Source organism: Paenibacillus sp. BK033 (assembly GCF_004345425.1).
Classification (GTDB): Bacteria; Bacillota; Bacilli; order Paenibacillales; family Paenibacillaceae; genus Pristimantibacillus.
The window spans coordinates 523,284-541,029 of record NZ_SLVP01000002.1 but is presented as its reverse complement, the minus strand read 5'-3'; the positions used below and the strand labels follow the sequence as shown (position 1 = coordinate 541,029).

Below are 17,746 nucleotides of genomic sequence, written 5' to 3'. Positions count from 1 at the left end.
AAATGAAAAGCATAGTCGAATGGAAACTCATTATGCTATAATTGTTGTGGCGGTTGAGTAACCGGAAAAGACGCGAACGATAGACGGCTTGTTTGCCTGCGAGATCCGGCTAGCATTTGTAAGCGTATTCTTTACGGTTAAGGTTTAACAGATTTGATGGGAGAGTGATAGAATGATCAACTTGCATCAAGAACGAATTCCAGCAGTGGCAACAAATCCGAATCTTAAGAATTACGAGCAAGCAGCGAATGATTTCAAATGGGAAGAGATTGAAAGCCAATTCAGCTGGCATGAAACAGGGAAAGTTAACATGGCGTACGAAGCCATTGACCGTCATGTGGAGTCTGGCAAAGGGTCGAATATTGCCCTTTATTATAGTGACAACACACGAGACGAATCTTATACGTACGAACAAATGAGCAAGCAGTCGAACCGGTTCGCGAACGTGCTGCGGAAGTACGGTATCGGAAAAGGCGAACGCGTATTTATCTTTATGCCGCGCACACCGGAATTGTATTTTGGCGTACTTGGCGTATTGAAGGTAGGTGCCGTGGTTGGACCGTTATTCGAAGCGTTTATGGAGACGGCTGTCAAAGACCGCCTGCAGGACAGCGAAGCAACGGCGATTATTACAACACCGGCTCTTCTTCCGCGTATTAAACGCGACGAGCTGCCTAACTTGAAACATATTTTTGTATTTGGCGAGAACGTAGCGACTGATGATGTTATTGTCGATTTCAGCGCGGAGATGGCGCAAGCTTCGGAAGAAGCCGAGATCGAATGGCTCGACCGCGAGGATGGCCTGATTCTCCATTATACTTCCGGTTCGACCGGCAAGCCTAAAGGGGTCTTCCACGTACAGAACGCCATGATTCAGCATTACTACACGGGTAAAATCGTACTCGATCTGAAGGAAGGCGATATTTACTGGTGTACGGCCGACCCGGGCTGGGTAACGGGAACCTCTTACGGTGTCTTCGCGCCATGGCTGAACGGAGCGACTAACGTTATTCGCGGCGGACGCTTTAGCCCAAGCGATTGGTACGGCACGATTCAAAAATACGGCGTAACGGTATGGTATAGTGCTCCTACCGCGTTCCGTATGCTGATGGGAGCAGGAGATGACCTTTCCAGCTCGTTTGACCTGTCGAGCCTGCGTCACGTGCTCAGCGTTGGCGAACCGCTTAACCCGGAGGTTGTGCGCTGGGGAATGAAAGTGTACAAACAACGTATCCATGATACCTGGTGGATGACGGAAACGGGCGCTCAGCTGATCTGCAATTATCCGTCAATGGATATTAAGCCGGGGTCGATGGGTAAACCGCTGCCAGGCGTCAAAGCGGCGATTATCGACGATCAGGGCAACGAACTTCCGCCGTATCGCATGGGTAACCTCGCCGTGCAGACTCCATGGCCATCGATGATGCGCAAAATTTGGAACAATCCTTCGAAGTACGAAGAATATTTCCGTATTCAAGGCTGGTACATTTCCGGAGACTCTGCTTACATGGATGAAGACGGTTACTTCTGGTTCCAGGGCCGAATCGATGATGTCATCAACACAGCCGGGGAACGAGTAGGTCCGTTTGAAGTTGAAAGCAAGCTTGTAGAGCATCCAGCGGTCGCCGAAGCCGGCGTAATCGGCAAGCCGGACCCTATGCGCGGCGAGATTATTAAAGCGTTTATCGCGCTTCGTGAGGGCTATACGGCTTCGGATGAGCTGAAGGCCGAGATTGCGCAATTCGTAAAGGTCGGATTATCGGCTCATGCCGCGCCGCGCGAAATCGAGTTCAAAGATAAATTGCCGAAGACGCGCAGCGGCAAAATCATGCGCCGCGTCCTTAAAGCTTGGGAGCTTAACCTTCCAACAGGCGACTTGTCAACAATCGAGGACTAATATATTGACAGTATTTAAAAAGCGCCACGGAATTAGTCCGTGGCGCTTTTTTCTGTTCTTTTTCTTAAAGGAGCAGATTGAATGATTCTGGAGACTCGCCTTTGTACACGGATTCCCCCCATTGTAAACTTGTTCAAGGAATCCGAGTATTTATTTCCCCACTTTAACTTGCTGCGAAGGAGGGGATTTGCCGGTGTCATTTTCCGCAATGACGTAGAAGGTACCGGTCGTTAAAGGCGAAGCATATTCAAAGCTTGGATTTTACGTTTTTCCTACCTCAACGTATTTACCGTCGTTATTTGCGCTAAAAAATACATGATAGGTCGTAACGTATTCGGCATCCGCGTTAGCGTTCCATGTCAGCAGCACGCTCAAATCGGTAGGGGCCGCTGCCAAGCCGCTCGGCGAGGAAGGAGGGGCCAAATCCGGATGCTCCGACCCTTGGTTACTGCCGTTATCGGTGTTATCGCCAGGCAATCCAGGAAGGCCCGGAAGCTCGACTGCTCCTTTTCCGAAGGTAACTACTTGACTTGCTGCCGATTCTTTGCCTGCTACGTCAACCGCAGTGACGTAGAAGCTGTAGCCTTGATTGCCGGATACCGTAATTTTTGCCTTGAGCTCGTCGCCAACGAGAATGGATTCCCCAATCTTCTGGACTGGCTGTCCGTTAACCGACTGATAGACCCGGTAGCCTACGATGTCCTTCTCGGTGCCGCCCGTGAAGGTCAGCATAACGACTCCGGAGCCAATGGATTGCAGTTTCACATTGCTTGGAGCATTTGGCGCATTACCGTCATCGACCCGAGGATCTACTTTGGAAGGCGCGTTGGAATCCGCGTCTGCAGGCAGATAAGATTCAAGCGACTTTCTGCTGCTTGCCGGAAGCTTCTCTTGCGCTGCCTTGATTTCTTCCATTAATTCGTCAAGCGGTTTCTTCCGTTTGATCACGATTCGTTCGCGGACCATATCCTGCGGTGTGGCAGGATTAGGTACATAGTTAACGCCGTTGAAAGGAATATACGCCATTTTCACTAAAGCGTCGTCGGTTTCCTTCGGCAAATACTTCTGATTGAACCAGTCTGTAACAAGCATGCCCGCTTCCTTCGTCAACTGGCTTGGAAGCTTGCCGCTTGCGCTGGATACCGTAGCTTTTACAAGACCGGAAGGACGTTCGAATTCCTTCGTCGGGAAGAGCTCGGGCTTGGCTTTCGTAATTTCGTTCATCATAAGCGCCCAGATGGAGCGTGCCCGCTTCTTGCCGGGGTCGGACAACGTATGAATCTGTTCTTCATAACCCGCCCATACGCCCAGGGTTACATCCGGGGTGAAGCCCATAAACCATACGTCGCCGTAGCTTTGCGTCGTACCGGTTTTGCCCGCGATCGGAATTTTACCGTATTGCTTGAAATCACTTGTCAAGGAGTGTGCCGTACCTTGACCGCTCGATACGACCGTCTTCAGCATGTCGGTAACGAGGAATGCCGTTTGCGGCGAGAATACCTGTTTTGGAGCAGCTTTATGCTCGTAAACCGGTTTTCCTTGCGAATCGGTGATTTTCGAGATCATGTAAGCATCGTTAAAGACGCCTTTGTTCGGTATAGCGCCATAGGCATTCGTGAGCTCTTCAACCGAAACCCCGATGCTAAGGCCACCGATTACGCCGGTCTGCGCATTGTCGTCCTGCGGCTGCAAGGTTGTAATGCCAAGCTCGCGTGCGAAGCTCCAAGCGCCTTTGATCGTAACATCGTCAAGGAAAATCTTGATAGCCGGCAGATTGAGCGAGCGGTTTAACGCTTCGCGCGCCGTTACCAGCCCAAGGTATCGGTTCGTCGAGTTTTTCGGGATGTGGAAGCCTTTTTGTCCATCCTTCAGCACGACGGGAGCATCATCGACGATACTCGCAGGCTGTATGAGTCCTTTATCGATGGCTGGCAGGTAGGCAGCGATTGTTTTCATCGCGGAGCCTGGCTGACGCGTCATCTGGGTGGCAAAGTTCATTTGCTCCTCATAGAAGTCGCGGCCTTCCAGCATGCTTAGAATCGCGCCGGTCTTGTGGTCGATCATGACAGCCGCAGTCTGCTCGAGACCCTTCTCCTTGCTGAATGCCGAGAAGTTCTTAGGGTTCGCCGCGATATCGTGCATGATCTTGTAGATGTCTTTATCAATCGTCGTATAGACATGATAACCGCCGTTGAGCAGGCGCTGACGGGCATCTTCTACAAGCGCGGAGTTTTCCTTCTTCTTCAAGTCTGCCTGCGTAAGCTTCGGGTTTTCCTGAAGTACCAGGATTTCAGCTGCCTGGCGTTCCGCCTCCAGCATCAGGTATGGATAAGTGGTATAAGCCTTCTCCGATGGCGGCGCAAGGGAGGAGCGGATATCGAAAGCTTTCGCTTCATCATATTGCTGCTTCGTAATCCGTCCGAACTTCAGCATTTGCGACAAAACAGTGCCTTGGCGCTCCACCGCTAGCTGGAAGCCTTCCTCATCGAATTGCCCTTTGCTGGTGAACGCGGTATAAGCGGAAGGGCGCTGCGGCAGTCCGGCCAGATAAGCCGCCTGCGCAATATTTAATTGGTTAAGGTCGGTGATATTGAACAGACCCCGGGCCGCCGACTTAATGCCGTATAGATTATAACCGCTGGATCCGTTGCCAAATGGCACTTTGTTCAAGTAAGCGGCGAGAATCTCGCCTTTGGTCAAGTAACGTTCCATCCGAAGTGCAAGAAACATCTCTTTGACTTTGCGGCTGTCCGTCTTGTCCAAGCTGAGGAATACGCGTCGCGCCAGCTGCTGCGTCAGAGTGCTGCCGCCGGTTTGCGTATCTTCATTTAAGAGCTTCTGTTTGACGGCCCGTCCAAGGCCGCTGATGTCGACGCCTTTGTGATGCATGAAATTATTGTCTTCAATGGCAAGCACGGCGTCGATAACCTGCTGAGGCAGATCGTCGTATTCGATCGGCGTACGGTCCTCTTCGGTCCGAAGCTGGCCAACCAGCGTATCGTCGTTGAAATACACATATCCTGTAATCGAATTTTCGTTTACTTTTTCCTCAATTAATGTGCGAGGACGCACAACCTCGTCCTTGACTAGCGAGGCGACATAGCCGGTCACGGCCCCGCCGGTTAATAAACCGATAAAAATGCCGAAATAAATGAGCCATTTGACAGTCATCAATGATATGATTCCGAAAGTACGCCATCCGCTCCTGCGGGGCGGCGATTTGCGATCTTCTTCTTGCATATGTACAAATTCCCCCTCTAAATGACCAGAACCTATTATAACACAGAACGTTTATTTGGAGCACTAGCATGATTGACTTCCCTTTAGCTCTGTGGTAGCGACTCCCAAAATGGTTAATAGGCGTGGAGTTAGCTCGAATGGTGCCAATCATTGGCTTCTTTGCACCGGCAACCCCGTTCTGAACGTCGCGCATTTTCATGCATTGTTATCTTGCCCAAATGTTTGGTTTCGGCAGCGCACTTTCTGCGGGGACGAGGCGCGACATCCCCTAGCCGTCTATATAGACGTAGCAGGTCAGGAAAAGTTGTATGGTTAATGGGAATAATTGCGCCGCCAATGCTTGGAATCATTAAAAAAATAAAGCTTGCGATTAGAAATCCCCCATTTTTCCGAAACAAAAGCGGGGGTATTCGCGTATGAATTAACAGCATATGGTTGCTGTGAGAGGAGGAGGAAGTTGGAGGCGGTATTTTGGGGTTGTCTCATCGGCGGAGCTTTATATGCCATTATTAGCGCACTGCTTGGGGATTTGATCGGTCACGCGCTGGGCGGCATTCTTGATTTCTTGTCGCTGGACGGCCATCCGTGGCTTAATCCGACAACCTTGGTTGGCGGAATTACCGCATTCGGCGGTGCGGGGCTGCTGCTCGCGCATTACACGGCGCTAGGTCTTGCGGCCGTATTCATTCTTGCTCTTGCCGGCGGCGTGGTTATCGGCGGCAGCGGTTATTTCCTGTACGTTAAACCGATGAGCGAAAGCGAGAATTCGATTGCGTTTTCGGAGAAGGATCTGAGCGGCAAAATCGCCGAGGTGATTACAGCGATCCCTTCCAAGGGCTATGGCGAAGTTCTGGTCAAGGCGGGTGCGGGACATACCAACCAGATTGCCGCAAGCTTCGACGGTGACGCTATACCAGGCGGTTCACGGGTTGTTATCGTCGAAGTAAAAGAAAACACGTTGTATGTCTCCAAGCTTGACCCTTACTAAAAAGTGCTAGACTGAGAGGAGAAAGTTCATGCCAGAGTATTTTGTTATTCCATCTATTGTAGTTGCCGTATTCGTTATTCTCGGTATTGCCTTTTGGGCGCGCTACCGTACCGTAAGCCCGGACGAAGCGATGATCGTAACGGGTTCGTTCTTGGGAAGCCGGAATGTAAGCACGGATGAATCCGGCCGCAAAATCAAAATCGTCCGCGGCGGGGGCGCTTTTATCCTTCCGATTTTTCAGAAGGCAGAGTTTCTGTCGCTGCTCTCCCACAAGCTGGACGTCTCTACTCCGGAAGTATATACGGAACAAGGCGTACCCGTTATGGCTGATGGCGTGGCGATTATCAAAATCGGAGGTATCGTCGAGGATGTGGCCACGGCAGCCGAGCAGTTCATGGGCAAACCAACCGAAGCGCTGAAGAGCGAAGCGCAAGAGGTGCTGGAGGGTCATCTCAGGGCTATTCTCGGTACGATGACAGTAGAAGAGGTTTACCGGAACCGCGACAAATTCGCGCAAGAGGTGCAGGGCGTCGCAGCCAAGGATTTGAAAAAGATGGGTCTTCAGATCGTTTCCTTCACCATCAAGGATTTACGGGATAAGCACGGATACCTGGATGCTCTGGGCAAACCGCGTATTGCCGCCGTAAAACGCGATGCGGACATTGCGGAGGCGGAAGCGGTAAGAGATTCCCGAATCAAGAAGGCGCTTGCCGAGGAAGAAGGGCAAAAGGCCGAGCTTCTGCGCGATACCAATATCGCCGAAGCCGCTAAAGAGAAGGAGCTGAAGGTTGCTTCCTTCAAACGCGAGCAGGATATGGCGAAGGCGGAAGCGGATCAGGCTTATTCGATTCAGGAAGCGCGCGCGAAGCAAAGCGTAGTAGAAGAGCAGATGAAGGTTGAGCTCGTCCGGAAGGAACGCGAGATCGATCTGGAAGCGAAAGAAATTCTGCGCCGCGAGAAGCAGTACGATGCGGAAGTGAAGAAAAAAGCCGAAGCCGACCGTTATGCGGTGGAACAAGCGGCCGAAGCGGACAAAACGAAAAAGCTCCGCGAAGCGGACGCGGTGCAATACCGCATAGAATCGGAAGCGAAGGCGCTTGCCGAGCAAAAGCGTCTGGACGGTCTTGCGATCGCCGACGCAGAGCGCGCGAAAGGGACGGCGGAAGCCGAGGTTATCCGTCTGCGCGGTCTTGCCGAGGCGGAAGCGAAGGAAAAGCTTGCTCAAGCATTCGAAAGCTTTGGCGAAGCTGCGGTTCTCGATATCATTGTGAAAATGCTGCCTGAGCTGGCCGGAAAAGTGGCAGAACCGATTAAAAGCATCGACAAGCTGACGGTTGTGGATACCGGACAAGGCGAGGGAGCGGCCCGCGTAAGCAATTACGTGACCAGCTTGATGGCGACAGCGCCGGAGATGCTGAAAAGCGTATCCGGAATCGATGTCAATTCGCTGATGAAAAGCTTAACGTCCCGGGTATCGGGCACGTTGTCCCAGACGGCAGCTGCTGCCGAAGCACCCGTGCAAGTCCCGCAGCCTGCGGAGCCTGCCCAGGGAAAAGAATAAACGAAACATAAAAATCCCGGAGAGGACGCAAGGATCCTCTCCGGGATTTCTTTTCCGGCAATAGAAAAAGTTACGTCATAATTTCACGGCCGAGATACGAATACGTCTGTAATCGGCCAGATAGACGCCGCTGGCGGTCGGCAGCTTCTGTTTGGCTGCCTCGTATACTTCTTGCTTGGCGGACTGTCTAGCCGCGTCCTCCAGCCCTTTGAAGAAAGCATCCCCGAATCCGTCCAGCCAATGCATAACCCCAGTATCTCCTTCAGGCAAAGGAGTAGGTCGATCGAAATGCTCGGCGATTCTTACTTCGAATCCATATTGCTCGAGCAGGCTTGTGTATTCGCCAATGGAAGGGAAATACCAAGGATTCCGTTCAGCCGGCTCTATGCCGTACCGCGGCATCACCTCGTAAAAGGCCCGGACAAAACCATCTACATTGCCCTTGCCGCCAAATTCGGCAACAAATCTTCCTCCGCTTTTTAAGGAATCCCGCACGGATTCGATTACCCCTCTGGCATTTTTCATCCAGTGCAAGGCTGCATTCGAGAAGATAGCATCAAACGGAGCTTCAAAGCTGAACTGTTCACCGTCGCCAACGATGAAGGTTATATCGGGATATTTGCTTCTTGCCGATACAATCATGGCTTCCGACTGATCCATCCCGGTTACCTTCGAGCCGGTACCGGCGATCTCAACCGCCAGATCACCTGTCCCGCAGCCCAGATCCAGAATATGTTCCCCCGGCTGCGGATCCAGCCAATCCAGAATGCCTTTGCCAAGCTTTGATACAAATCCGAGCTGCGTATCGTATGTTCCGGGATTCCATGACTGCGTGCCTTGCTTGATCATGTTTCATCGCCTCCGTTCGGTTATACATTAGTTTTACCTTCTTTAGCCATATAAATGAAATATATAATATCTATTCTCTTTATAGGTTTCGCCTATCAAACAAACAGTAAAAACCCCGGAGAGCGTAAGCTCCCGGGGTTTCCGCGTCAAGCTATTAACGGCTGTAGAACTCGACGATTTGTTTCTCGTCGATCTCTTGGGAAAGCTCAGCGCGTTCTGGAAGACGAACGTATTTGCCTTCAACAGCTGTATCGTTGAATTCCAGGTAATTCGGCAGGTGATGACGGCCTTCGATCGCTTCTTTGATCGATTTCAGACCACGGCTGCGCTCGCGCAGACCGATTACGTCGCCAGTCGATACGGTGTAGGAAGCGATGTCGACTTTTTTACCGTTAACCGTTACGTGACCATGGGATACCAACTGACGTGCGCCTGCACGGGAGTTAGCGAAACCAAGACGGAACACGAGGTTGTCCAGGCGGCTTTCGAGAAGGACCATGAAGTTTTCACCGGAGATACCTTTCAGTTTAGCCGCTTTGTCGAACAAGTTGCGGAATTGCTTCTCGTTCAAGCCGTACATGTGACGCAGTTTTTGTTTTTCTTGCAATTGAACGCCATAACCGCTAAGCTTTTTGCGTTGGTTAGGACCGTGTTGGCCTGGAGGGAATGGACGTTTCAATTCTTTGCCAGTACCGCTCAGGGAAATACCGAGACGGCGGCTTAATTTAAATTTAGGACCTGTATAACGGGACATGAGTTGTGTAACTCCTTCAAAATTGTATTTTTGAGGATGGGGTTGTGTTTCGCCGAATACGCTCTATGCCCGAATTCTTCGAAGCCTGATAAACAGTTCAGCCGCTGGTATATCAGCGAACGTATTTCTGAGGGTGACACAAAACCGTACGCCCATGCATTCATTTATAGATAATATATGAAAATGCTTGCCTTTGTCAAGGCACCAGCGCTTGCCATTAACGGCACTGGATGCGGTTCGAAAGACCTAAAAGTTGGAATTTTGAGTAGTGCAATATTCTCAAAAATAAAGTATATTATAAATTGAAATAATAGTTTGATAGACTCGTCTCCTTTATATAGAGGGAAGGGCTGGGTGTTGCCGATGGCGGATCTATATAATAATCCACAGGCGATAGATGAAGCTGCCGCGCCAGCTCATCGGATTGAAGAGGATATGCGGACAATTTGGTTTGAGAATGAAGATATACAAGCAGCGGATGAACCGTACTTGCTGCCATTGCTGCAGGAGAGCTTCGCATGCTGGCGCAAGGATTCCGAAGAACAAGAGCTGCAAGTAGATGGACAGTTTGTATTATTTGATTTAAACGGCAACGTAATTGGTTCCGCAGGAACTATGGAGATAAATCATCAGGCGGAGATCCTTGCCGCCGCGCGGCAGGCTGCTGCCGCCGTTACCATGACGTCAGAAGCTGCGACGGAAGATGAGCAGACGCTGGAGGCTGCGGCCGTTCCCGTACTTACTCGATCGGATCGTCGTCCTTTTTGCGTCCTGGTTTATGTAACAGATTTTCCGAACGGATCTCAGGCCAAGGCGGTAGCGCAGCTAAGCGCGCTTCACTTCCGGACATGCTTTTACCGGAGGTTTGAGCAGCTGTACATCAAAGATCTGCTTCTGCAGCAAAAACGGACGGACAAGGAAGCAAGCAGGCGGGATGCCTTGTTTTTGGCGGCCAAAAGGCTGTATGACCAGTTCGACGTCACTTCGGTCTTGTCCGAAATGCTGAGCAGTCTGGAGCAATTATATCCGAATTCGGTTGCGCAATTGTATTTATCGCAGGATCATGTCAATGGCGATTCACGCGTCAAACCGCTTGTATTCAAGAATGCGGCGCATGATCTGGTAGCGAAGTCTTTTCTCGAAGGGAAGCTTGTGACCGAACAAGACAGGGATGGGACGAAACGACTTGCGGTACCCATGACGGGCAAGCAGGCTGCTTACGGCGTATTATGCTTAACGGTTGACGCTAGCGGCTGGGATGATGCGGATCTGCCGGCTTTCGTTTTGCTGGCCGATACAGCGGGCACGGCGTTTGAGAACGCGAAGCTGTACGAGCAGTCGAATCTTCTTATTAATGAACTAAGACTGATTAATGAGCTTACAAAAAGATTGAACCAGTCGCTCAAGCTGAAAGAAATTTTCAAATTTGCTTCGTCGGAGCTGCTCAGCGTATTTGATGCCGATTATTGCTGCGTGCTTCAGCTTAACAAAGAGAAGAATCAATTTGTCGTGATGGCAAGCAATATTCCCGCCATGTCGAGCGAGCATTTCTCGCCCGAATACGGGTTCTGCGGCATCGTGCACCGGACGAAGGAACCGCTTATCATTTCGGATTATTGGCATACGCGGGTTGTCAATTCCAAGCTGATGGACAATACGGGTGCACGCTCGCTTATCGCTACGCCAATCCTTGTCGATTCGGAAGTCGTTGGCGTCATTATGGTTGCCCATAAAAGCGCGAATTTCTTTTCCTATGACAATTACAAGCTGCTGCAGGTTATGTCTACGCATATCGGGCTGGCCATTACCAATGCATCGCTGCATGCCGAAGTTCGGAGAATGGTGATAACGGATAATTTGACGGGCCTGCACGCCCGCCATTATCTGAACGAGCAAATTCAAAGCCGTCAACGGAAGGATCCGCTTGGAGCGCTGATCCTTGTTGACATCGATCATTTCAAGCAAATCAACGATACGTTTGGCCATCAGGTTGGCGATCAGATTTTGGTGCAGGTCAGCAGCATTATCCGCAGCTCGATCAGGCAGGGGGATATTGCGGCGAGATGGGGCGGGGAGGAGTTAGCCGTCTATTTGCCGGGTATCCGTTCGGAACAGGCTTACCGGATTGCCGAACGGATCCGGACCCATGTGGAGGCTGAGACCCAGCCCGTCGTGACGGTATCCTGCGGTGTTTCCGAATGGACGTTTGAGAATGAGAAAATCAGCGTGGAATCGTTGTTCTATCGAGCCGATATGGCGCTGTATGAAGCAAAAAACAACGGCAGAAACCGGATTTATATCGGACAAGCCAATTGATTGTTACGAAGGACACCACCGGGGGTGTCCTTTTCTTTTTGGGTATGGACCGAATAAGTCGCTGTCCGTTCAGGGGACGATAAGGGTATGTGTAACGATTTAACGAAAGGTGTTGTGTTAAATGAAGACCTTAAAACATACTACACTTATTAGCACGCTGCTTGCGGTGCTTGCCCTGGCCGTAACCGGATGCTCGACCTCCAGCCGTCCGCCTGAGGAATGGCTTAACATGTCGATCTCCGGTCTTGCCGGCAAGGATCAATACGCGTTCTCCGGCCAGACGACCATCTACTCGGCGGAAGGCTGGGCTTACGCGCCCCGGACCTTTCAAGGACATATCGAGGAGCATACCAAACTGCATGCGCAAGGCGATGACGGACAAGATCTGGAATGGAGCCCGATTGAGGTGCTGAACAAAGTGAAAAACGCTCATAAAAAAGTAAACTTCATCGACGCGGCAACTACGGCGAACCAGGTTGCCCTGCATATTGAGCTGAACGATCAGGACGCCAACAAGCTCTGGATAGAGCAGCTTCAGGACGAGATGAACGCGCTGGCAGCCAAAGAACCGTTGGAAGAAGGGCCATACAAGCAAGCCTGGCTGAAGGAATTTAACGCATCCCGAAAACAGATGGACAAAATGCTGAAATCGCTGCAGGTCAAGGCCCAATATGAGGTGCTCATCGACAGAAACAGTCTCGTTCCGACGAAGCTGGAGGAGCATTCCGTCCTTAATTATTCGCTTTCCGGACAAGACAAGCAGGAAAAGCGCGATACAAGCGTTACCTTTAGTTCTTATAACGGAACAGGAACTGTTCAATAAGCATGCAACATGCTAATATGTTCGAAGGCTGTTTTTCCTAAAACAGCGCTCATAAGTAATGGAGGTTTGAGAAAGATGCGTGATGCAAGATTACAGAAGCTGGCGGCCAACCTTGCCGGCTACTCGATTGATGTACAACCCGGCGATAATGTCCTGATCGATTTGATCGGCCTTGAGCTGGAGCTGGGCAAATGCCTGATTGAAGAAGTAACGAAGCGCGGCGGGAGACCGTTTGTGGAGCTGAGCGACCGCTCGGTCCTGCGGACGATGCTGACGCATGCAACCAAGGAGCAAATCGAGCTTTGGGCGAAGCACGACCTTGAGCGCATGGAGCAAATGCAAGGCTATATCGGCGTGCGTTCAGGCTCGAACGTAAACGAGCTGTCCGATGTGCCAAAGGAAAAAATGCGTTTATATGAGCAATTATATACCCATCCCGTACATATGGAGGAGCGCGTTAAGCGGACGAAATGGGTCGTGCTCCGTTACCCGACTCCATCGATGGCGCAGCTGGCTAACATGAGCACGGAAGCGTTCGAGGATTTTTATTTCGACGTATGCAACCTGGATTATGCGAAAATGGACCGCGCCCAAGATCCGCTCCAGGCCTTGATGGCACGTACGGACAAAGTGCGGATCGTATCGCCGGGTACGGACTTAACGTTCTCTATTAAAGGCATCGGTGCGAAAAAATGCTCCGGCCAGCGCAATATTCCTGACGGCGAAGTATTCTCCGCGCCTGTCCGCGATTCGGTTAATGGCGTCATTACGTATAATTCGCCAAGCGTATATTCCGGAACGACGTTCCAGAATATCTCGTTTACGTTCGAGAATGGCAAGATCGTTAACGCTACCAGCAACGATACGAAGAAATTGAATGAGATTTTGGACAGCGATGAAGGGGCGCGTTATATCGGCGAATTCGCAATCGGCTTTAATCCGTATATTTTGCATCCGATGAATGATATTTTATTCGACGAGAAGATTGCGGGAAGCCTTCACTTTACGCCGGGTCAGGCGTACGAGGAAACCGATAACGGCAACCGTTCTTCCATTCATTGGGATTTAGTATTGATTCAACGTCCGGAATATGGCGGCGGAGAAATTTATTTCGATGATGTACTAATCCGCAAAGACGGCGTTTTCGTGCTGCCTGAGCTGGAAGGATTAAATTCCGAAAATTTGAAATAAATGAAAATGAAGCGTTTTTGAACTTTTCTCTTGATGGATGCTATATTTCGGGTTATCATGATGTCAAGGAAAGCTTTACTAATTAACTGGAGGGATTCCCCATGTCCAACAATGCAGCCATCGTAGAAATTTCTCAAGCGGCTAGCCAATTCCGCTCTTCAATCGTTCTGCAAGCCGACAACAAATATATCGATGTAAAGAGCATTCTTGGACTGTTTACGACGTTGGTAGGCGGCCACGCTTACGAGCTTCATGTTCATGGTCCTGATGCGGAAGAAGCGAAAGCAAAAATGGCAGAAATTTTCGCAAAACATAACTTGAATGTATCTGTAATTAGCGAATAGGACCGTATTGGTCACAAACAAAGCGTTTCTTCTTCTGAAAAGAAGAAGCGCTTTTTTGTTTTGTCCTTGTGTATTGGCTCTTTTTCGTCTAATATAAAAGATATAGACGACGGCGGGTACACGCACAGGGGGGAAAACGATGTCTTCACCGGAAGTCACGGTTCAATTGCATGAGAAAGCGCTTCGTCTCCTAACGGAAGATGCGAGTAAAATAGAAAAACTTATCGAAGTTCAGATGGAGAACTTGACGACCCGTCAATGTCCGCTGTACGAGGAAGTTTTGGACACGCAAATGTATGGATTCTCGCGGGAGATTGACTTTGCTGTGCGCGCGGGATTGATTGCCGAGCAGAGCGGAAAAGAAATGTTAAGCCGCTTGGAACGCAACTTGGCCCAGTTGTATGAAGCGTTAAATAATAAAGAGTAGACTCCGTTTGGAGCCTACTCTTTTTTTGTTTTCTCAAACAAGATAGAAAGCAACGCCTAGTATGACATAAACCATAAGCAGCAGGAATCCTTCATACCAGTTGGTTGTGCCGTCTCGGGATACGGATTTCGCGATAAAGACGGATACGCCGATGGCCGTTAATTCGATTGGGGTGAAGATAATGTCCATCGTATTCCCCATAAATACACTAACCAGAATCAGCACCGGAGCGACAAACAGAGCGATCTGTAAGCTGCTGCCGATGGCGATTTCGACTGCTGCGCCGATTTTGTTCTTGAGCGCCAGCATAACCGCTGCGCTATGCTCGGCTGCATTACCGATGATCGCAATAACGAACGCACCGACAAACAGCTGGGACAGGCCAAATTTTTCAGTAAAGCTGTCGAGAGTATGTACGAGCCATTCGCTGACGAACGCCACCATAATCGTCGCTACAATCAGCATGATAACGGAAACGCCTTTCGACCACATCGGCTCCTCGCCGTGATCGGCATTCATGACGTTATCAGCGAGAACATCTTTATGGGTAATCATCGAAAACACAAGCCACAGCAGGTAAGATACGATCAGAATGCAGGCAACCGTAATGCTGAGGAAATGGTCCTTATTAATCGTGAAGTGCTCTGCGCCAACGAAGACAGCGGGTACAAACAAACCGATAACAGCCATAATCATCAGCGTTGCGTTATGCTCGGCCAATTGGTTATTGAAAAACTGCTGTTTGAATTTAATGCCGCCCGCAAGAAGGCTAAGTCCAAGGACGAGAAGCAGGTTGCCAATAATGGAACCGGTGATACTCGCTTTAACCGTATCAAACAAGCCTTCTTTGACGAGGAAGATCGCAATGATCAGCTCAGCCGCGTTACCAAACGTGGCATTAAGAAACCCGCCAAGCCTTTGTCCGGCGTAATGGGCTACACTTTCCGTCGCTTTGCCGAGAAAGCCCGCTACAAAAACGACGGCGATAGCGGAAATGATAAATTGAAGCGTCATGTCCCAATGGGCGAAATGTCCGATTGCGCTCAAGAGGAACATAACAATTAATCCGCCGAAAAACAGTTTCTGTCTCACCAAATCCACCTCTTCAATTATGTAAGTCTAAAAAACATTATTAATCATAACGAAAAAAGGCAACCATGTAAACTTTTCCAAAAAAATATTACATAGGGCCTAACATAGAACGACTTCCTTCCTTGCTTCAAATTGAGCCATCCAGTACAATGATGGTATATGGCAAATTGAGGAGTGGAATAACATGAACGAGGACCTTCAAACAGGCATTATCCGTATTTCAGACGATGTAGTGGCAACGATTGCAGGACTCGCTGCGCTTGAGACTCCAGGCATTGCCGGAATGTCAGGCGGGATCTCCGAAGGACTGGCGAAGCGCCTTAGCGGTAAAAACGTGCAAAAAGGTGTATCCGTCGAAGTAGGCCAGCTTGAAGCGGCAATCGATCTTCGCATTATCGTTCATTACGGCATTCCGATTCAGGAGGTCTGCAGACAGCTGCAGCTTAACGTAAGGGAATCGGTTGAGAATATGACCGGTCTTAACGTTGTTGAAGTCAATGTAAAAGTAGAAGGCGTCGCCTTTAAAGAAGAGGAAACGTCGGAAGAACCGCAGCAACGTCTGAAATAAAATGCGGAGCTTACATAAAAAAGGCTGAACCGTTACTTTGACGGGTTCAGCCTTTTTTGGTTCAGTGATGATGACGTTTCGCTCGTTCCGGCTTGTCCTGCTTGTTGGCCTCCCGCGAGATGCTGAGAAGCACCCCGATACACATCAGACAGACTAGCAGGGAGGAGCCCCCGTAGCTGACGAAGGGAAGCGTGACGCCGGTCAGCGGAATTGCGCCGGTTACGCCGCCCACATTAACGAAGGCCTGGATTCCGAACAAGCCAACAATCCCGACTCCGACAATAGTCCCGTAGTGATCGGGGCAGCGAAGAGCAACGATAAGCGCCCGCCAGAGAAAGAGCAAGTAAAACAAGAGGAACAGGCTTGCGCCGATAAATCCCAGCTCCTCGGCAATGACGGAAAAGATAAAGTCATTATAAGGATAGTCCAAGTAATGCAGCTTTTGCACGCTTTCCCCGAACCCAGCTCCCGTTAAACCTCCGTGTCCAAGCGCCTGCAGGGAGGATACCAGCTGGAAGCCCGAGCCCTGTTGATCCGCCAGCGGATCGGAATAGGCTGTAAACCGAGCGATCCTGTAAGCCCAACCATCTGGATTTGTAGCCATGCCGATTGCGGCGAAAAGAACGGCGATGATACCGATTACGCCGCCTGACACGGCAACCTGCTTCAGGTTAGCCCCGCCTGCAATAATCATAATCCCCGCGCAAGAGGCAAGAACGAGACAGGATCCCAAATCCGGCTGCATCATGATTAGGAAGCAAATAAAGCCTACGATGATCAATACCGGAAGCAGGCCTTTCTTGAAATCCCGGAACTTCTCGCCCTTCTTGGTAATAAGAGCGCCTATATAGAGAATCATGGCAAGCTTGGCCATCTCCGTCGGCTGGATCCCCATGGTTCCGATTCGGAACCAGCTGCTCGCGCCGTTAAGCGAGCCAATGGTTGGTACAATCATCAGCATGATTATGACCGGTATGAATAGGAAGATAAATCCCCGTTTAAAGATCTGGTAAGGGAGATTCATCAGGAAAAGCATAGCAAAAATCCCGAGAACCGCCCAAATGAGCTGCCGCTTAGTAAAATACAACGCATCATTGTGGAATTTAGCCGAAGTCAGCGTAATGTTCGAGCTTGCGCTGAACACCATGACCAGTCCGAATCCAACCAGCAGCAGCGTTAAAATAAGGAGCAGAAAGTCCGGTCTGCCACGACTGCCATTCTGCTGTGTCTTCTTCATAGATTAGGCAAGCAGCTGTTTCAGCTTCTCGAGGCGTTGATTCGCAATCGCCATGATCGGCTGCGGAACCGGCGATTCGTATTCAAGGCCATGAGGGAATGTAGCTTTTCCGATATATACGTGTTCAATTGCAAGCACGGCATTGGGATTTTCCAGCTTGCCTTCAACGGCGCGGGTGTTGACGCGCAGGAAGTATTCCGAATTTGTTGCTTGATCTTCCAGCTTCAGATCGTATGTAGCGCGATAGTACTCCCACTGCCAACGTACAAAGCCAAGCTGCTCGGCAGACTCGTCCAGATGAGCCAGATCGCTTTGAAGGCCGTTAAGACCCGAGTTTTCAATAATCATCGTTATTTCCTCCTATAGTTGCTTGTGGAATGTATGGTTTATGCTGGCAAAGCCGAGTTTTGCTAAACGCGCAAAACTTATTTGTACATCTTTTCCCATGATAGTATGTTT

15 protein-coding genes are annotated in these 17,746 nt (G+C 50.1%); 9 read left to right on the top strand and 6 right to left on the bottom strand.

What is annotated here, in order from left to right; genetic code table 11:
• Nucleotides 1-172 precede the first annotated feature (172 nt).
• A complete protein-coding gene (gene acsA / locus EV294_RS09430) occupies nt 173-1,897 on the top strand; it encodes an acetate--CoA ligase (protein ID WP_132306133.1) in 1,725 nt (574 codons plus the stop codon).
• A 261-nt stretch (nt 1,898-2,158) separates the two neighbouring features.
• On the opposite strand, the gene EV294_RS09425 is transcribed toward acsA, so the two are convergent.
• Nucleotides 2,159-5,137, bottom strand: a complete 2,979-nt coding sequence (locus EV294_RS09425) for a penicillin-binding protein 1A (RefSeq protein WP_243711606.1) — start codon at nt 5,135-5,137, stop codon at nt 2,159-2,161.
• Nucleotides 5,138-5,594: 457 nt separating this feature from the next.
• Between EV294_RS09425 and EV294_RS09420 the strand changes: the two genes are divergently transcribed.
• Nucleotides 5,595-6,125, top strand: a complete 531-nt coding sequence (locus tag EV294_RS09420; RefSeq protein ID WP_132306131.1) for an NfeD family protein — start codon at nt 5,595-5,597, stop codon at nt 6,123-6,125.
• 28 nt (nt 6,126-6,153) lie between these two features.
• Nucleotides 6,154-7,686 (top strand): flotillin family protein, encoded by a 1,533-nt coding sequence (locus tag EV294_RS09415; protein WP_132306129.1) that lies wholly within the window; start codon nt 6,154-6,156, stop codon nt 7,684-7,686.
• A gap of 75 nt (nt 7,687-7,761) precedes the next feature.
• On the opposite strand, the gene EV294_RS09410 is transcribed toward EV294_RS09415, so the two are convergent.
• Nucleotides 7,762-8,535: a class I SAM-dependent methyltransferase gene (locus EV294_RS09410; protein ID WP_132306127.1), complete on the bottom strand. Its 774-nt coding sequence runs from the start codon at nt 8,533-8,535 to the stop codon at nt 7,762-7,764.
• A 154-nt stretch (nt 8,536-8,689) separates the two neighbouring features.
• Nucleotides 8,690-9,289, bottom strand: a complete 600-nt coding sequence (gene rpsD, locus EV294_RS09405) for a 30S ribosomal protein S4 (protein ID WP_132306125.1) — start codon at nt 9,287-9,289, stop codon at nt 8,690-8,692.
• Between the two features lie 363 nt (nt 9,290-9,652).
• On the opposite strand from rpsD, the gene EV294_RS09400 reads away from it, so the two are divergent.
• From EV294_RS09400 to EV294_RS09380, 5 genes are all read left to right on the top strand, one after another.
• A complete protein-coding gene (locus EV294_RS09400) occupies nt 9,653-11,605 on the top strand; it encodes a diguanylate cyclase (RefSeq protein WP_208403208.1) in 1,953 nt (650 codons plus the stop codon).
• Between the two features lie 121 nt (nt 11,606-11,726).
• Nucleotides 11,727-12,428 (top strand): hypothetical protein, encoded by a 702-nt coding sequence (locus EV294_RS09395; protein ID WP_132306121.1) that lies wholly within the window; start codon nt 11,727-11,729, stop codon nt 12,426-12,428.
• A 75-nt stretch (nt 12,429-12,503) separates the two neighbouring features.
• Nucleotides 12,504-13,619, top strand: a complete 1,116-nt coding sequence (locus tag EV294_RS09390; RefSeq protein ID WP_132306119.1) for an aminopeptidase — start codon at nt 12,504-12,506, stop codon at nt 13,617-13,619.
• A gap of 101 nt (nt 13,620-13,720) precedes the next feature.
• Nucleotides 13,721-13,963 (top strand): HPr family phosphocarrier protein, encoded by a 243-nt coding sequence (locus tag EV294_RS09385; protein WP_015845356.1) that lies wholly within the window; start codon nt 13,721-13,723, stop codon nt 13,961-13,963.
• Nucleotides 13,964-14,102: 139 nt separating this feature from the next.
• Nucleotides 14,103-14,390, top strand: coding sequence for an Fpa/YlaN family protein (locus tag EV294_RS09380; RefSeq protein WP_127493480.1), 288 nt, complete (start codon nt 14,103-14,105; stop codon nt 14,388-14,390).
• A 33-nt stretch (nt 14,391-14,423) separates the two neighbouring features.
• On the opposite strand, the gene cax is transcribed toward EV294_RS09380, so the two are convergent.
• Nucleotides 14,424-15,482, bottom strand: coding sequence for a calcium/proton exchanger (gene cax, locus EV294_RS09375; RefSeq protein ID WP_132306117.1), 1,059 nt, complete (start codon nt 15,480-15,482; stop codon nt 14,424-14,426).
• 184 nt (nt 15,483-15,666) lie between these two features.
• On the opposite strand from cax, the gene EV294_RS09370 reads away from it, so the two are divergent.
• Entirely contained in the window at nt 15,667-16,050 is a 384-nt protein-coding gene (locus tag EV294_RS09370) for an Asp23/Gls24 family envelope stress response protein (protein ID WP_132306115.1), read from the top strand.
• Between the two features lie 61 nt (nt 16,051-16,111).
• Here EV294_RS09370 and ftsW read toward each other — a convergent pair whose 3' ends face one another.
• Both ftsW and EV294_RS09360 read right to left on the bottom strand, forming a co-directional pair.
• A complete protein-coding gene (gene ftsW, locus EV294_RS09365) occupies nt 16,112-17,287 on the bottom strand; it encodes a putative lipid II flippase FtsW (RefSeq protein WP_132306113.1) in 1,176 nt (391 codons plus the stop codon).
• 3 nt (nt 17,288-17,290) lie between these two features.
• Nucleotides 17,291-17,635 (bottom strand): YugN family protein, encoded by a 345-nt coding sequence (locus EV294_RS09360; protein ID WP_132306111.1) that lies wholly within the window; start codon nt 17,633-17,635, stop codon nt 17,291-17,293.
• Nucleotides 17,636-17,746 lie beyond the last annotated feature (111 nt).

Bases quoted from the DNA above. Each gene is read 5' to 3' on its own strand.
- EV294_RS09415 (WP_132306129.1), top strand. From the start codon at position 6,154: ATGCCAGAGTATTTTGTTATTCCATCTATTGTAGTTGCCGTATTCGTT.
- rpsD (WP_132306125.1), bottom strand. From the start codon at position 9,289: ATGTCCCGTTATACAGGTCCTAAATTTAAATTAAGCCGCCGTCTCGGT.
- EV294_RS09385 (WP_015845356.1), top strand. From the start codon at position 13,721: ATGTCCAACAATGCAGCCATCGTAGAAATTTCTCAAGCGGCTAGCCAA.
- EV294_RS09395 (WP_132306121.1), top strand. From the start codon at position 11,727: ATGAAGACCTTAAAACATACTACACTTATTAGCACGCTGCTTGCGGTG.
- EV294_RS09390 (WP_132306119.1), top strand. From the start codon at position 12,504: ATGCGTGATGCAAGATTACAGAAGCTGGCGGCCAACCTTGCCGGCTAC.
- ftsW (WP_132306113.1), bottom strand. From the start codon at position 17,287: ATGAAGAAGACACAGCAGAATGGCAGTCGTGGCAGACCGGACTTTCTG.
- EV294_RS09370 (WP_132306115.1), top strand. From the start codon at position 15,667: ATGAACGAGGACCTTCAAACAGGCATTATCCGTATTTCAGACGATGTA.
- EV294_RS09360 (WP_132306111.1), bottom strand. From the start codon at position 17,635: ATGATTATTGAAAACTCGGGTCTTAACGGCCTTCAAAGCGATCTGGCT.
- EV294_RS09410 (WP_132306127.1), bottom strand. From the start codon at position 8,535: ATGATCAAGCAAGGCACGCAGTCATGGAATCCCGGAACATACGATACG.
- acsA (WP_132306133.1), top strand. From the start codon at position 173: ATGATCAACTTGCATCAAGAACGAATTCCAGCAGTGGCAACAAATCCG.
- EV294_RS09400 (WP_208403208.1), top strand. From the start codon at position 9,653: ATGGCGGATCTATATAATAATCCACAGGCGATAGATGAAGCTGCCGCG.
- EV294_RS09380 (WP_127493480.1), top strand. From the start codon at position 14,103: ATGTCTTCACCGGAAGTCACGGTTCAATTGCATGAGAAAGCGCTTCGT.
- EV294_RS09425 (WP_243711606.1), bottom strand. From the start codon at position 5,137: ATGCAAGAAGAAGATCGCAAATCGCCGCCCCGCAGGAGCGGATGGCGT.